12 protein-coding genes are annotated in these 16,481 nt (G+C 45.2%); 6 read left to right on the forward strand and 6 right to left on the reverse strand.

The genetic code is table 11. The features are described from left to right. Positions 1-28: 28 nt before the first annotated feature. A complete protein-coding gene (gene lptD / locus VER99_RS01705) occupies positions 29-2,374 on the reverse strand; it encodes an LPS assembly protein LptD (protein ID WP_020335841.1) in 2,346 nt (781 codons plus the stop codon). Positions 2,375-2,691: 317 nt separating this feature from the next. On the opposite strand from lptD, the gene djlA reads away from it, so the two are divergent. Further along, positions 2,692-3,543, forward strand: coding sequence for a co-chaperone DjlA (gene djlA, locus VER99_RS01710; protein WP_020335842.1), 852 nt, complete (start codon positions 2,692-2,694; stop codon positions 3,541-3,543). A gap of 109 nt (positions 3,544-3,652) precedes the next feature. Here the strand turns inward: djlA and VER99_RS01715 are convergent, their stop codons facing one another. The 5 genes from VER99_RS01715 to leuA form a co-directional block, all read right to left on the reverse strand. Beyond that, positions 3,653-4,435 carry a DUF547 domain-containing protein gene (locus VER99_RS01715; protein WP_020335843.1) on the reverse strand — a complete coding sequence of 261 codons (783 nt, stop codon included), beginning with the start codon at positions 4,433-4,435 and terminating at the stop codon, positions 3,653-3,655. Positions 4,436-4,567: 132 nt separating this feature from the next. After that, a complete protein-coding gene (gene leuD / locus VER99_RS01720) occupies positions 4,568-5,170 on the reverse strand; it encodes a 3-isopropylmalate dehydratase small subunit (RefSeq protein ID WP_014230723.1) in 603 nt (200 codons plus the stop codon). Positions 5,171-5,181: 11 nt separating this feature from the next. Next, positions 5,182-6,582 (reverse strand): 3-isopropylmalate dehydratase large subunit, encoded by a 1,401-nt coding sequence (gene leuC / locus VER99_RS01725; protein ID WP_014230724.1) that lies wholly within the window; start codon positions 6,580-6,582, stop codon positions 5,182-5,184. Between the two features lie 73 nt (positions 6,583-6,655). Then, a complete protein-coding gene (gene leuB, locus VER99_RS01730) occupies positions 6,656-7,747 on the reverse strand; it encodes a 3-isopropylmalate dehydrogenase (protein ID WP_020335844.1) in 1,092 nt (363 codons plus the stop codon). An 81-nt stretch (positions 7,748-7,828) separates the two neighbouring features. After that, on the reverse strand, positions 7,829-9,376 hold the full coding sequence (gene leuA / locus VER99_RS01735) for a 2-isopropylmalate synthase (protein ID WP_014230726.1): 1,548 nt from the start codon (positions 9,374-9,376) through the stop codon (positions 7,829-7,831). A 600-nt stretch (positions 9,377-9,976) separates the two neighbouring features. On the opposite strand from leuA, the gene VER99_RS01740 reads away from it, so the two are divergent. The 5 genes from VER99_RS01740 (at position 9,977) to VER99_RS01760 (ending at position 16,151) form a co-directional block, all read left to right on the forward strand. After that, positions 9,977-10,753 carry an SH3 domain-containing protein gene (locus tag VER99_RS01740; protein WP_020335845.1) on the forward strand — a complete coding sequence of 259 codons (777 nt, stop codon included), beginning with the start codon at positions 9,977-9,979 and terminating at the stop codon, positions 10,751-10,753. Between the two features lie 185 nt (positions 10,754-10,938). Further along, positions 10,939-11,487: a phosphatase PAP2 family protein gene (locus VER99_RS01745; RefSeq protein ID WP_020335846.1), complete on the forward strand. Its 549-nt coding sequence runs from the start codon at positions 10,939-10,941 to the stop codon at positions 11,485-11,487. 3 nt (positions 11,488-11,490) lie between these two features. Then, on the forward strand, positions 11,491-12,537 hold the full coding sequence (locus VER99_RS01750; RefSeq protein ID WP_014230729.1) for an MJ1255/VC2487 family glycosyltransferase: 1,047 nt from the start codon (positions 11,491-11,493) through the stop codon (positions 12,535-12,537). 528 nt (positions 12,538-13,065) lie between these two features. Beyond that, complete coding sequence (gene calR, locus VER99_RS01755) at positions 13,066-14,025, forward strand: LysR family transcriptional regulator CalR (RefSeq protein ID WP_020335847.1); 960 nt, start codon at positions 13,066-13,068, stop codon at positions 14,023-14,025. Between the two features lie 326 nt (positions 14,026-14,351). Then, on the forward strand, positions 14,352-16,151 hold the full coding sequence (locus tag VER99_RS01760) for an AMP-dependent synthetase/ligase (protein ID WP_020335848.1): 1,800 nt from the start codon (positions 14,352-14,354) through the stop codon (positions 16,149-16,151). The last annotated feature ends 330 nt before the right edge of the window (positions 16,152-16,481 follow it).

The raw sequence follows: 16,481 nt of genomic DNA on the forward strand, positions 1-16,481 counted from the left end.
CTTATCTACTTTAAGACGCTTAATTCGATTAATTGTTCAGATAGAATGGGCGACCATATTTGATTGTGTTATCTGAGCCTTCCAATTCTTTGGCAGCAGTGCCGTTGGTTTGGTTGGTGGCAAACCCTTGAATACCGACGCTAACACTGAAGTTGCTTTCGTATTCTGCTGATGCCCCTGAGCCGCCGATAATCTGGTCTTCCCAGCCTAACAGTTGGTTAGAATAGGTTAAACCGATATACCAACAATCAGATTGATAGCGTAAGCCTGCTAGCCATTCTAAGTCGTTATTTTCATTTAGGTCATAGTAGTACTGACCACTGGCGGACCAGTTCTGGTTGAATTCGTAAGCGGCAACAATACCTGCCTGAGAAATACCTTTACGAGTAATGGTGTCCAGGTTTTCGAGAATGATCGTATCTTCAATGTATTCACGAGTGACATAACGGTAGTTACTTTGAATAAAGCCGCCGTCGAACTGGTACTCTAACGTGCTGTTCGCAAGTTGCATTGAGCCTAGGTCGATGTCGTACTGAATACCGCCATGATAGAACACGGAATCGTTGTAGTTGAAATCAGCTTCAATCGCCCAAGACGAATAGTTTGTTGTTTCATCTGGATCGGTTGGGTTGTTGCTGAGCTTGGTCTTTTTATCAAAGTAGTAGATTTGACCAAATGAAATATTGAGACGTTCTTTATAATCGTCATCAAAGAAACGTGTGCTCGCACCGTAGCTTAGCTGGTTTGCGGATGCGATCTTATCAATACTACTGTATTTACGGCTGCGGAATAGACCGTAGTAATCGGTTTGCAGCAACGTTGTATCATAGTTGTAGATATTGGTTTGATCTTCTTTCGGTACGTACAAGTACTGGACCTGCGGTTCCAGAGTTTGGGTGTAACCTTCGACCCAACTGGTATCACGTTCAAGGTAAATCTGCGCATTACTACGGAACTCTGGAATCACACGAGACACTTTTTCATCCAGCTGAAGCTCTAGATCAGAGTCGGTAAGACCATTTAAGTCTTGAGAGTAGTAAGTCGCAAGTACGCGTGCTTCTGTGGTCCAGGCCGACCAAGAGTTTGACAGTGGGATAGTAAAGCCTGGCTCGATATGAAAGCGAGTTGCATCAGGCTTTGCGTTATCACTGGTGTCAAAGCGGCTAAGTTGGCTTTTAACATCAAAGTTCAGGTAATTTCCCCACACTGGCGTGTAATAGTTTAATGCCAACTGAGGCATCAAACGGTAAGGTTTGTTTTCTTCTTGCAACAAGACCTGGAAGTCACGAACCGATAATGAGGCGTCCCAGAAATCTGAACGGTACTGGACTTCTCCTTCCTGCATCAGTTGACCGTCTTCACGGTTACCGATATCAGAGTCGAGATCCAGGAAGTAATCGATATCGCTCACTTCTGAGTAATCGACATCGACAACCCAATGCTTGTCGATAATGCCTTCATGCTTAAACTGGTAGCCCCAGCGTGTTTCATCGGCGTACTTTCTGTCTGAATTTAGGTATTCGCCTTTGATTTCACCTTCTCCCCAACCATCGGTTAGATAGCGGAAATCGGTGTCGAATTTGGTACCACGTTGTTGCATGTAGAGCGTGGTCAGGGTCATATCGTATTGAGGCGCAATGTTCCAGTAGAATGGCACTTCTACTTCCATACCATCGCTAGAACCGTACGATAGAGAAGGGAATAGCAGACCCGATTTACGTGTATTGCCAATTGGCATTGTCAGGTAAGGGACGTAGAAGATTGGAACATCTAAAACTTCAAAACGAGGGTGGTGCAGTGTTGCCGTCTCTTCATCCTGGTCGACATCGATACCCGACGCAACCAGACGCCAAGAGTTATCCCCCTGAGGACAGGAGGTGATAGAACCGTCTTCCAGTTCATAAATCGACTGACCAGTACGCGCAATATAAGCCGCTGTTCCTCGGCCTTGTTGGCAAATGAAGTGGTAGTCTGTGTTCTCGAGAGAGAAAGTGTCTTGATCAATATCGCTGGTGACGCGATCCGATCGGGCTTCGACCTGACCGTCATTGAAGGTGACGTTACCTTCAGCAACCACGACGTTGTCTTGTTGGTGCAGCGTTACGCTATCTGCGGTGATTTTCTTTTGACCTTGCGTGACTTGGACGTTACCAGAGTACTGTGCTTTATCGCCACTAATGGCTTGCAGTCTGTCAGCTTCGACTACTACGGGTGCATTTAAAGCGTCCTGCTCACCACTCGTTTCGACCAAACATTGATCTGTGGTGGGCATTTCCTGCACACTATCATGGATATTCGCGTCAGCTTGAGTGGTAGGTACAAACAAGGCGGTGCTGATAGAGGCCGCTAAAAATGTGCGGGAAAAATGTTGCATTGAATCGAACTTTCCTGTGTCACTGTTATACCAATCGTAGTAAATAACTACTCACTTACTTACGGTAATTGATATTACTCGATGGCTATAGGGCTCGTTGTACCCTAGCGTAATAGCCAAATGAATCAACTACTATCGTCGTAAATGTCCCAGCTCATTGACTCGCTGTGGCATAATCGAGATAAAGTAGCTGCAAAGATAAGCAGGCGAATGGCCTAGCCGAAATAAAACTAATTCCATTATCATAAAGGAAATCGTTGCATACGGCACTATAAGACCGCTTTCGTCGATAAAAATTCATTGATAGAGAACACATAATGCATATTTTTGGCAAAATATTAGGTGCCTTTTTTGGCTTGTTACTTGGCGGGCCACTCGGCTTGCTATTTGGCTTATTTGTTGGCCATCAGTTTGATAAAGCACGCCGTTTGAGTCAGGCGGGGTTCTCTACTGGTGGGTTCGGCAAAGGACCGAGTCAGGCGCAACGTCAGGAAGAATTTTTCAAAGCGGCCTTTGCGGTCATGGGACACGTGGCAAAATCGAAAGGTCAGGTCACTAAAGAAGAGATTCAGCTTGCGTCCGCAATGATGGACCGCATGAACCTGCATGGTGAACAGCGCCGTGCAGCGCAAGACGCATTTCGTGAAGGTAAGGAAAGTGATTTCCCGCTGGAAGAGGTGTTGGTTAGGGTTAAGATCTCGACTGCGGGTCGTTTCGATTTACTGCAATTTTTCTTGGAGTTGCAAATTTCAGCCGCCTTTGCCGATGGCGAGATTCATCCAAGTGAACGCAATGTGCTGCACAAAATTGCTCGCGCTTTAGGATTTTCTTCTGAGCAGCTAGAGCGACGACTACACATGCAAGAAGCGGCGTTTCGCTTCCAGCATCAGGGCGGTCAGCATCAAGGCCAGTACCAGTCGTCTGGTGCAGGGTGGCAGCAAGCATCTCAAGCTGATCAGTTAGCGGATGCGTATAAAATCCTTGATGTTTCGGCGGATGCCGACAGTAAAACGGTTAAGCGTGCTTATCGTAAGCTGATGAACGAGCACCACCCAGATAAGCTGATGGCGAAAGGTCTGCCTCCAGAAATGATGAATGTAGCTAAAGAAAAATCGCAAGAAATTCAAAATGCTTATGATCTGATTAAGAAAGTAAAAGGCTTTAAGTAATCTTTTTTAGTTCTATCAGAGATGAAAGTAAAAAGGGCACTTGGTGCCCTTTTTGAGTTTTGGGGTTACAGGTAACTCAAAGCTCTTCAAACTATTCCACTCAGTAAAATCAGTTGGCTTGATTTAAATTCCAATCGTAGTCGTATTTCACCCGTCCAGAAAAACTGTTGTAACGTGGGGCGTATTGCCTTATGTGATTAAACACGTTGTTCTCACCACCAAAATCCACCGAAAACCAATCATAAATTGAAGAAATTTTCGCCGTGTCTCCTTCTATAGAAACGCCTTTCTTACTGTTGATGAATGTTTTCGCTGCGATGTCTAACAAGGTCTGTGTGTTGTCAGCGGTAAACGCCTGAGCTTGCAGGTTCGGACAGCCTAGGCTTGCACAGTTAACTGCGTAATGTGTTCTAGGATCTTGCCAGATGGGGCGAAGAATTCGATGCTCAATATCATTCAGAGTTAAGTTTTGATTATTAATGGTAATGACGTCTTCATCCCAGGGCCCAAAACTAAACAGCCCTCCTAACTTAGTGATGGACTTTATCGGGTAATTATCCAATATCAGATCCACAGTGATGGCGTTGTACAGGTTCACCCAGTAAGCATATTGCTCAGCTTTGCGGTACTGCAAAGGATCGAGTTTTGCCAGGCGCTGAATGTACTGTTTGAGTGTTGCTTTATCCGCTGCCGACACAGCGCGGTAGCGAAATAACGTATTTTCTCCCTGAGTGACAAGATAGCGGTCGAGTAATTGTTGCCACTCTTGATGAGAGACCTGTGTTTGGCTGGCCTCATTTGAGTGGTTCCAGTAGGGCCATAAATCGGCTTTGGGAGCGGAGAATACGGAAAAAGAAAATAGGGCGCAAAGGAGCAATAAAAAACGCATCATAGCGATACCGTTGGTTAAAGTTTGTAGTTAGTGTAGACCGGATTAGTGTTTGTTTTCTTACTTTTATCGACACGTAAAAATGAAAAAGGCTGACAATGGTCAGCCTTTTACTTGTTTATTGACTAAAGCGTCTTAGCGCAGGAAGCTTGGAATATTCGCTTCATATTCCGCAATTTTATCTTCGTGCTGTAGCGTCAAACCGATGTTGTCCAAGCCATTCAGTAGACAGTGGCGACGGAACTCATCGATTTCGAAATCGTACTCTTTGCCATTGGCACGCACTTTGTTCGCTTCAAGATCCACTTCAATCTGTGCACCTTCATTCGCTTCAACGTATTGGAACAGTTCATCAACCTCTTGCTCAGTCAGACGCACTGGTACCATTTGGTTGTTGATTGAGTTGCCATAGAAGATATCCGCAAAGCTTGGTGCGATCATCGCTTTAATGCCGTAATCGGCTAACGCCCAAGGTGCGTGCTCACGAGAAGAGCCACAACCGAAGTTTTCACGCGCAAGTAGGATAGAAGCACCTTGGTAACGTGGTGCGTTCATCACAAACTCAGGGTTTGGCTGTTCACCAGCATCATCAAGGAAGCGCCAGTCATGGAATAGGTGTTTACCGAAACCCAGGCGAGACACCTTTTGTAAGAACTGCTTTGGTATGATGGCATCAGTATCAACGTTCGCTGCATCTAGAGGAACAACTAAGCCTTTGTGTTGTTTAAAACCTGACATCTGTTTTTTCCTTAATCTAGTTCACGAATATCAACAAAGTGACCAGCGATAGCCGCCGCCGCCGCCATTGCAGGACTAACCAAGTGGGTACGACCATCACGGCCTTGACGACCTTCAAAGTTACGGTTTGAAGTCGATGCACAACGCTCCTGAGGACCTAGGCGGTCGTTGTTCATCGCCAGACACATTGAACAGCCCGGTAGACGCCATTCAAAGCCCGCTTCTTTAAAGATGACATCCAAGCCTTCTGCTTCCGCTTGTGCCTTCACTTGCTCAGATCCTGGAACAATCAATGCTTGAACGTGCGACGCGACTTTGCGGCCTTTAGCCACTTCTGCTGCTGCGCGCATGTCTTCAATACGTGAGTTAGTACAAGAACCAACAAACACTTTATCAACTGGGTAGTCTGACAGTGATTTACCCGCTTCTAGTCCCATGTAAGCCAGTGCTTTTGCTGCCGATGCTTTTTCCACTGGATCTGAAAAACTTTCTGGTGAAGGGATCGGTTGGTCAACCGCGATAACCTGACCTGGGTTTGTACCCCAAGTTACTTGCGGTTTGATGTCCGCTGCGTTCAGCGTTACTACGGCATCAAATTCAGCATCATCGTCAGTTTTTAGTGTTTTCCAGTATTCAACTGCCGCGTCAAAATCTGCACCTTGTGGTGAGAATTTACGGCCTTTGATGTATTCGAACGTGGTTTCATCCGGTGCAATCAGACCTGCTTTCGCGCCCAATTCGATAGCCATGTTACATACTGTCATACGGCCTTCCATTGAAAGGTCCGTAATCGCTTCACCGCAGAACTCAACTACGTAGCCAGTACCGCCCGCCGCTGTCGTTTTACCGATGATCGCCAGTACGATATCTTTTGCTGTAATGCCCGGAGCGACTTTACCTTTCACTTCGATTTTCATCGTTTTCGCACGTGCTTGTTTTAGCGTTTGAGTCGCTAGTACGTGTTCAACTTCAGATGTACCGATACCGAAAGCCAGTGAACCGAACGCGCCGTGTGTTGCTGTGTGAGAGTCACCACAAACAATGGTCATGCCCGGCAGAGTAATACCTAGCTCAGGGCCCATAACGTGGACAATGCCTTGGTATTTGTGGTTTAGGTCGTAAAGGGTTACACCGAATTCTTCACAGTTTTTCGATAGCGTTTCCATCTGGATACGTGCCATCTCACCAGAAGCGTTGATGTCTTTGGTTGTGGTCGAAACGTTGTGGTCCATTGTTGCAAACGTTTTGCTTACCTGACGCACTTGACGGCCCTTTTCACGCAAGCCATCAAAAGCCTGTGGAGAGGTAACTTCGTGTACCAAGTGACGATCAATATAAAGAATCGGGTTTTCCCCTTCAGCTGCGACAGCAACGTGTGCGTCGTAGACCTTCTCGTAAAGTGTTTTGCCCATTATCACTAATCCTGTGTGCTGCCTCTGATAACGGCTTATCAGAGGCGAATAATTATTATCAATCTAGTTTAACTTATGAGTTCAAGATGTACTCGGCGATCTTGTCACCCATTTCTGACGTGGTCAGTGCAGGCTTGTCGCTTGCTAAATCTGCGGTAAGTTCGCCAGCAGAAAGTGCTTTCGATACTGCGGATTCAATGTCTTGAGCCGCTGCTTCTTCACCCAGGCTGTAACGTAGCATTAGCGCAGCTGAAAGAATTTGCGCCACTGGGTTAGCGATGTTTTTACCTGCGATATCTGGTGCACTGCCGCCCGCTGGTTCGTAAAGACCAAACTTGCTTTCGTTAAGGCTTGCAGAAGGTAGCATGCCCATCGAGCCAGTAATCATTGCACATTCATCCGAGATGATGTCACCGAAGATGTTTGAACATAGCATGACATCGAACTGAGCTGGATCTTTGATTAGCTGCATGGTGGCGTTGTCGATGTACATGTGAGACAGCTCGACATCTGGGTAGTCTTTCGCGATCTCTTCTACCACTTCACGCCACAAGATAGAGCTTTGTAGTACGTTCGCTTTGTCGATTGAGCAAACTTTCTTACGACGTAGACGTGCAGATTCAAAGGCAATTTTAGCGATACGCTCGATCTCAAAGCGGTGGTAAACCTCGGTATCAAACGCTTTCTCTGTTGCGCCTTCGCCTTCACGACCTTTTGGTTGGCCAAAGTAAATACCGCCAGTCAGTTCGCGAACCACCACAATGTCAAAACCACGCTCAGAGATATCAGCACGAAGAGGAGAAAATGCCTCTAAGCCGCTGTGAATCTGAGCTGGACGTAGGTTACAGAACAGTTGGAAGTGTTTGCGCAGTGGAAGCAGAGCGCCGCGCTCTGGTTGGTCGTTTGGTGGTAGGTGTTCCCACTTAGGGCCACCTACTGAACCAAATAGAACCGCATCAGACTCTTCACACGCTTTTACCGTTGTTTCAGGAAGTGGGCAGCCATGATTATCAATAGCAATACCGCCGACATCGTGCTCATCACGCTCAAAAGAAAGGCCATGCTTTTTCTCGATTGCATCAAGAACTTTGTGCGCTTGTGCCATCACTTCAGGGCCAATACCGTCACCAGGTAGAACGGCGATTTTGTATGATTTGTCTGTCATGTTAATCCTTTAATATTCTAATTTTTAGCTAAATTTTATATCGAAGTTATTCTGTTGTGTGCTTGGAAGTAACGTTAGCTATTAAACAGTCGCAATTTTCTTTTGCTTGATTTCGGCAATCTTGTCGGCACGGTGAATGCTGTTGATTACGTGCAGTAGAGCCTGACCTGACGCTTCTACGATATCCGTTGAAACACCAGTACCATGGTACTTACGACCTTTGTAGTTAGCGATGATATCAGCTTGGCCTAAACCATCTTCACCTTCACCTTTTGCTGTTAAGTCGAACTTGTCTAGCACGATTTCGTAGCCTGTTACGCGGTAAATACACTGGTATAGCGCATCTACAGGACCATTACCGACTGCTGCTTCACACATTTCTTCATCGCCACATTGCATTTTAATGCTGGTGGTTGCCATCACGCTGCCTGATTGCACGCTCAAGTAGTTCAACTTGTAGAAGTCGTCTTCTTCACGAAGGTTAGAGAAGTGCATTAGCGCTTCCAAGTCGTAATCGAAAACTTGTCCTTTACGGTCTGCTAGCTTCAAGAAGTCAGCGTACAACGCATCTAGGTTGTACTCATCTTCTTTATAACCCATGGTCTCCATGTGGCTCTTCACTGCTGCACGACCGCTACGGCTGGTTAAGTTAAGTGCTTGGTTCTTAAGACCAATCGACTCAGGAGTCATGATCTCGTAGGTATTCTTGTTCTTAAGCATGCCATCTTGGTGAATGCCTGAGGAGTGGCTAAACGCGTTGGCACCGACGATAGCTTTGTTACTCTGGATAGGCATATTACATAGTTGGCTGACTAACTTACTGGTACGGTGGATTTCATCGTGTTTGATGCCAGTGCGAACGCCCATTAGTTCTTCGCGCGTTTTGATGATCATCGCGATTTCTTCAAGAGAGCAGTTACCCGCACGCTCACCGATACCATTAATTGTACCTTCTACCTGACGCGCACCTGCCTGAACAGCGGCAATAGAGTTAGCAACGGACATACCTAAATCATCATGGCAGTGAACCGAAATGATGGCTTTATCGATGTTTGGTACGCGGTTAAATAGCGTTTCAATGATGCCGCCAAACTCACTTGGTACCGTGTAGCCCACAGTATCAGGAATGTTTACGGTTGTCGCACCTGCATTGATTGCAGCTTCAACCATACGGCATAGGTTGTCGATTGGTGTACGACCGGCATCTTCACAAGAAAACTCAACATCATCGGTGTAGTTACGTGCATGTTTGACCGCATTCACCGCCATTTCTAACACATCGTCATAGCTGCGGCGTAGCTTGTCTTCGACGTGAATGGTCGATGTAGCCAAAAATGTATGAATACGGAACTGATCAGCGACTTTCAATGCTTCTGCAGCAGCATCAATGTCTTTCGCAACGGCACGCGAAAGAGCACAAATTCGGCTGTTTTTAATGTTTTTAGCAATGGTTTGTACTGACTCGAAATCACCCGGAGAAGAGATAGGGAAACCTGCTTCGATGACATCAACGCCCAGCCTTTCCAGCGCATAGGCAATTTGCAGTTTTTCTTTAACCGTCAAGCTTGCTGATAACGCTTGCTCGCCATCACGCAAAGTGGTGTCGAATATAATGACTTGATCGTTCATGTTTGCTTCCTTAATGATTTCTGCACTTTCGTGTGAGTTAATCGTTTACTTCCGGTATTTAGGTATAAAAAAACCCGCATTTGCATGCGGGTTCTTAGAACTTGGTGTGGTTATTTTTCTTCCACAGCCTACCCGCGCGAACTGGTCACGATCAGGAGGAGGCTAAGCAGGATAGAAAAATGAGCTGACATAATTGTTAAGCTTTCCACAAAATTAAGTTAACAAATTAGTACCGCACTCCATGAACTACGTCAACCCTAAAGTCGATTTTTTATTCATATCGGATGAGTCGATTGCAAAGAGGAGTATTTCATCCCGTAAAAAGTGAGCTGATAGGGGGTTCCATGATTCAGTCAAACTCTCGATAAAGATCACGGGTTCATTAGGTTGATCATTAAATAGAGGGATCAGGCTTACAAGCTATCCAGACAAGCATTGAATTGTTGGTTGAGAATCGATAGATAGAGTTTATAGTCTATCTCGAAGTGATGATAACACTGCCTATTGCTTAGATTGGTTCGACAAGACAATGAGGCGTCTCTGTGTTCAGTTTCTGAGGTAGTTCTTGAACTAAGTGAAAGTTACAAAGGCAGAGGATTAATGGCTAAAGCAAAACAATTTGGATGTTCAGCACTAGCACTAACATTGATCAGCTTATCAGGTTGTCAGCTGTTTCAATCACAAACAACTCTGATCGTTCCACCTACCGTTACGAATGATCAGGCTCAGGTCGTCGCGATAATTCGTGATCAAATGGATATGTACCTGAGCTACGAAGGCCGAGAGTATTTCTTAAATCAGATGTTGGTTGCGCTGGAGTCTGACAGTCGCAATAGGTTTAAGGGGAAAGACCCAGAAACCTATGCATGGTGGAAGATTCATGTTCAGCCTAACGAATTGCATCAGGCTGAAGTCGTCAGGCCGATGGAAGAGGGCATTGAGGTATACCAGGGATTAGAGTTTATGGATGTACCTTATCGCTCAAAGTCGACATTGCACTTGCGCTCCAAGCCCAGTTCGGATGGAGAAGAACTGAGCTCAGTCAGTAAAGGGGAAGTATTTAATGTTGTCGCTAAAGTCTCCGACCTGCCATGGTATTTGGTTGAGAAACGAGGGGTGATCAAAGGCTATCTCCATCAAGATTATGCGCGGAGTAATGTCGGCGAGCGTGATCTTCTTTCTACACCACCCAATCCTTTACTCGCGTCCGCTAAGGTTGCCGATGATAACTTTGAATATCGGTATGAGCTTCAGGGAAGCTACACTTGCCGGGTACTCAGCTATGAGTTGAGTAAAAATGGTGAGTTTACCACTGGTGCCTTGCGGGCCTGTCGTAAAAAGAGAAAGGTCTGGTATATCGACGCACCGCAAGCCTAACCCCCATCATGTCCCAATACGTCCATAAATGGCACGTAAAAATATTGATTTGTTCGGCTGTCTTGAGGCCGGGTAAATCACTTCTACGTTACGCCTGTCATTAATTGTCCAACTTCCCGTCATGTGGCTGTCACTAAAAACACCTAATTTGCGTACAAGGCGTTGTCAAAGTGAGGGAAGGTCATATGAGAACGATAGAGACAATTACTCAGCCAATAACGGCCATCGCTAAGTTCGACTTAGCACTTTCTAGCGTTTGTTTACAACACCGCTTTAATCAGCAAGTAGCAAATATTAGCAAAGGGATTTCACACAGTGGTGATGGCCATCTTTACTTAGTTCTTGGAGTACTGGCGTGGTACCTGGATAAGGAGCAGGGGTTATGGTTTCTGCTTGCCGGGCTGCTGGCATTTGCCGTCGAACTGCCAATCTATTGGACGCTGAAAAACAGTTTTAAGCGTCGCCGTCCTGAAGAACTGAGCGCTTTATTACCTGCTTTTATTACCCCTTCTGATCGCTACAGTTTACCGTCCGGACATACTGCTGCCGCTTTTGTCATGGCAACACTTATTGATCACTTCTACCCACAGCTGGGATTTGCTGCTTATTTCTGGGCGAGCTTGATCGGCTCTGCGCGTATCTTCCTCGGGGTGCACTTTTTTACGGACATCATCATCGGTGCGCTGTTGGGAAGTTTGTGTGGTGGGCTCGCTATTTCAATGATCGGAGTTTAATTGATGAAAATCCTATACGGTGTGCAAGGCACCGGAAATGGTCATATTGCTCGCGCCAGAGCCATGAGCAAAGCATTTGGAATGCGAGATGTGCAAGTCGATTTTCTGTTTTCTGGTCGTGACCCAAACAAGTACTTTTCAATGGAAGCGTTTGGTGATTATCAAACGCGTCGAGGGCTCACTTTTGTGACCGAAAAAGGATCGGTAAACTACGCAAAAACGGCACTTAACAACAATTTGATTCAGTTTTTTAAAGAAGTGAATCAGTTAGACCTCTCTACTTATGATCTGGTGATTAATGATTTTGAACCTGTGACGGCATGGGCTGCCCGTAAGCAGAACAAGCCATGTATTGGGATCAGTCATCAGAATGCCTTCCGTTATCCTGTTCCGCTTAAAGGCGCAAGTTGGCTGGATAAGTCAGTGATTGAACACTTTGCTCCCTCACAACATCATCTGGGTTTGCACTGGTATCATTTCGATCAGCCCATACTGCCTCCTATCATTCATACATTGGACAGTCAGGAACACTGCGATAATTTCGTGCTGGTTTACTTGCCTTTTGAATCTATTGAGGACATTGCTGATCTATTGTTCCACTTTAATCAGCAGTCATTCATTTGTTATCACCCTGATGTGATAGAAAGTGAAGTGATCGAGAATATCGAGCTGCGTCCACTGTGCCATACCAATTTTCAGCATCACCTACATCGTTGTAGTGGCGTCATCGCCAATGGTGGTTTTGAGCTGCCGTCAGAGGCGCTTTCTCTCGGCAAGAAGTTATTGTTGAAACCATTAGCGGGTCAATTTGAACAGCAAAGTAATGTCGCAACACTTGAAGATTTAGGGCTTGCTTCTTCGATGGACAGCTTAGACATTTCAGCGGTTCGCCATTGGCTGAAAGAGCAACAAGCGGAGAGCGTTAAGTATCCGGATGTGGCTCAGGCGATCGTTCATTGGGTGCTGCAAGGCTCATGGGATTCTCAAGAAGAGTTGTCCAGGCAGTTGTGGGAGCAAGTGGACTTTCCGAGTTACGTCTCTCATATCTAAAAAGCCAGAACCAAGAAATTTTTAATGCAGCAGTGTAATAATTACTGCTGCATTTTTATTCACTTTATGTTAGTTTTGATTCAATCGTGCTGTCGTTGCTACTGTGCTTTTCTAAGCCAAATTACTCAGGGTTATTGACTGTGTTTCTCTTAAAAAATTTATTCATATTCTCAGTGAATGGGTTTTGGGCTCATTTTTCTCACTGTTGAAAACACGACCCATGGGCTTGATTTGCCTGATTTTAGCGATTTTATATTTTTTTATGTTTTTATCAATATATTGATTTTTAAAGGATAAATAAATTAAGGGCTAAAATTTACTGATTAATTGTCAATCTAGTTGCGAAACCCTAATCAATTCGTTGATAGTACGGTTCGAGCCGGAATTATGCGGCCGATAAATATAATAAAAATCAGGTTTTCTATTCGTGAGATAATTGAATCCAGCCGCCGTCTTTTGTGCGAGATGGGATTCTATTCGCTATGAATTCATTGAACCAAATTGACGATTACAAAAGAGGCGCACTCAATGTTAGATAAAAAAGACGCGATGAGCGCAATTGCTAGCTACCGTATGGAAAGTACTTTGCGTGGTGTAGATTTAAACCTGTTAACGGTATTTGATGCCGTAATGCAGGAGCAAAATATCACTCGCGCAGCACACAACTTAGGTATGTCTCAACCAGCAGTAAGTAACGCAGTCGCACGTTTAAAAGTGATGTTTAATGACGAACTATTCATGCGTCAGGGTCGAGGCATTCAGCCAACCCAACGTGCTCGTCAGCTATTTGGTCCCATCCGTCAGGCGCTGCAATTGATCCGCAATGAGCTGCCAAGCTCTGTATTCCAACCGGAGTCTTCAACGCGCTTATTTAAACTGGCGATCTGTAGCCCATGTGACTTACGTTTTGCACCAAAGATTATGTCTAAAGTGGCGCAACAGGCACCGAGCGTTCAGCTTCATTTAGACGCTGAATTCGACCGTCTTCTGTCTGAACGCATGCGTTACCAGGAGATTGATTTTGTGATCGACTACGCTCGCTTTGATGAGCAAGGTTTCTCGAGCACAGAAATTTTTAAAGATGAACTGGTGGTGATTGCTTCTAAAACGCATTCACGTATTCAGGGCATGGTCACTGAAGAGCAGCTGATTAACGAAAAACACGCGAAACTTTCACGAGTGCATGGTCAACGTAGCTTCTCTGAGCAAGCGTACCGCGAGCTTGATTGTCTGGCTGCGTATGAAGGTTCAAGCCTGAGCAACCTGCTTTATGTGGTAAGTCAATCTGAGCTTGTGACGATTGCGCCACGCTGGATGGCAGAAAATGCGGTAAACAGCGATCAGCTGCAAATTCTGGAACTGCCATTTGCAAGTAAAGAAATCAGTGGATATCTGAGCTGGCATGAGTCTAGTGAGAAAGACAAAGGTCACATCTGGCTTCGTGATCAGTTGATGATTATCTGTGGCGAAGTTGTCGCACAAAAATAAGTGAAGTATGAGCTACCGGTTGAATCCGGTAACTCAGTAAGTACTGAGTGTTTGATGCGGTAGATTCCTCAAATACTCACCAAATTTTACAATTACAAAGCCCCGGAAGGTTTGCTCTTTCGGGGCTTTTTATTTTTTACAATGGTTAATACAAACAGAAAGTTAAGTGCTTTTCTATCCGACTATTGATGGGGTGGTTCGCACTCATTAGTGAAGCCGATCTCTTAATAAAGAGAAGTTTGATATTCGTCAGTTGCGTTTTGCCGCCCTGTGAGTACACTTGCTCGCTCAATTAGCTTACACCTGTAAGCCAAAGGTAAGTAAAAATGGCCAAGTTAGATTTTCATATCGTTAAACGTATTCGTGAACAAATTGCGAAAGGTGATACTCGCGTTGCTCTAAAACACAAAGTGGGCAATGAATGGCAAGGTATTACTTGGCAGCAATTTGGTCAGCAAGTGGATGAACTATCGCTTGCACTTTTGGCTCAGGGATTGAGAGTTCAAGATAAGGTCGGCATTTTCTCAAATAACATGCCGCAATGGACGATTGCTGATTTCGCCGCACTGCAAGTACGCAGTGTGACGGTTCCTATCTATCCGACTAATACGGCTGCGCAGTCGGCGTATATCCTCGACAATGCAGACGTGAAAGTTCTGTTTGTGGGTGAGCAGCCTCAGTTTGATGCAGCCGTCAGTATTTTCGAGCAATGCAGTCAGCTAGAACTGATCGTGGCGATGTCTGACGATATCGAGCTTGGAGATCATCCATTTGTTGCTTCTTGGAAGGATTTTATTGCCAAGGGCAACAGCGGTTACCAAGAAGAGTTGGACGCTCGTGTTGCACAGGCTTGTGAAGATGATTTGCTTACCCTGATTTATACCTCTGGTACAACAGGACAACCGAAAGGGGTAATGCTGGATTATGCCAATATTGCCGCGCAGCTAGAAGGTCATGATAAACGCTTGAGCCTATCTCAGGATGACGTCTCGCTGTGTTTCCTGCCATTGTCTCATGTGTTCGAGAGAGCGTGGACATTCTATGTCCTGTATAAAGGCGCAACCAACTGTTACCTCAAAGACACAGCGCAAGTGCGAGACGCGCTCAGTCAGGTTCGTCCAACTGTGATGTGTGCAGTGCCTCGCTTCTACGAAAAGATTTTTTCTGCGATTCATGAGAAGGTGTCTCGTGCACCGATCCACCGTAAGATCATGTTTACCTGGGCGGTGAACATGGGCGCTAAAATGGCGTTATGCCATCAGGAAAAGCGTCAGCCTTCAATCATACTACGTAAAGCTCATGCTCTGGCTGATAAGCTGGTATTGAGTAAGCTACGTGCGCTATTAGGTGGGCGTATTAACTTCATGCCTTGTGGCGGCGCGAAGCTGGATGAAACCATCGGCCGTTTCTTCCATGCGATGGGCATTAACGTTAAGTTAGGCTACGGCATGACGGAAACAACCGCGACCGTATCATGCTGGGATGATTACTGCTTCGATCCTGACTCTATCGGTACATCGATGCCTGGCGCGCAAGTAAAAATCGGTGCAAACAACGAAATTCTGGTTCGTGGCCCTATGGTCATGCGTGGCTACTACAAAATGCCAGAAGAGACTGAAAAAACGTTCGATGAGCACGGTTTCCTGAAAACTGGCGATGCGGGTCATATTGATGAAAACGGCAATCTCTTTATCACTGATCGTATTAAAGAGTTGATGAAAACCTCGGGTGGTAAGTACATTGCGCCACAAATGATCGAGGGTGCCATCGGTAAAGATCACTTTATCGAGCATATTGCGGTTATCGCTGATACACGTAAGTTCGTTTCAGCATTGATTGTGCCGTGTTTTGATTCGTTGGAAGAGTATGCCAAAGAATTGAACATTGCGTATCACGATCGCGTTGAGTTGATCAAACATCACCAAGTCGTAGAAATGCTCGAAAAGCGAGTTAATGAACTGCAAAAAGAGCTGGCTAAGTTTGAACAAGTTAAAAAGTTTAAACTGTTGCCAAAGGCTTTCTCGATGGATGATGGTGAGCTGACACCGACACAAAAATTGCGTCGTAAAGTTATCAACGACAAATACCAAGATGAAATCGAAGAAATGTACAAGGAAAAGCACTAGTTCGCTTAACTTGAACTCGCTTAGATTTCAAATTGATTAAAAAGTCCCCAGAGATGCCTCGTTCATGTCTGGGGACTTTTTTATTTACCAGTGTTCCTACTGTATTTTCGCCTGGTTAAGGGTGATTTTTCGACAAATATAGAGTTGCATATGAAATAATATTCTTTTTTTAACCAATACGCTCATTGATCATACTGTCTATTTTCGCTTCTCTGGCTGCTCTTCCTTCTATCAATCCAATTCTTGGTATCTTGTTAAGAAATGAGACCTAGATCTCATTAGACCCGTTGATAATAAAACGTTACATTTGTTGGGTAACCTTGCGGGATG

This window comes from Vibrio natriegens NBRC 15636 = ATCC 14048 = DSM 759 (genome assembly GCF_035621455.1).
Lineage (GTDB): Bacteria > Pseudomonadota > Gammaproteobacteria > Enterobacterales > Vibrionaceae > Vibrio > Vibrio natriegens.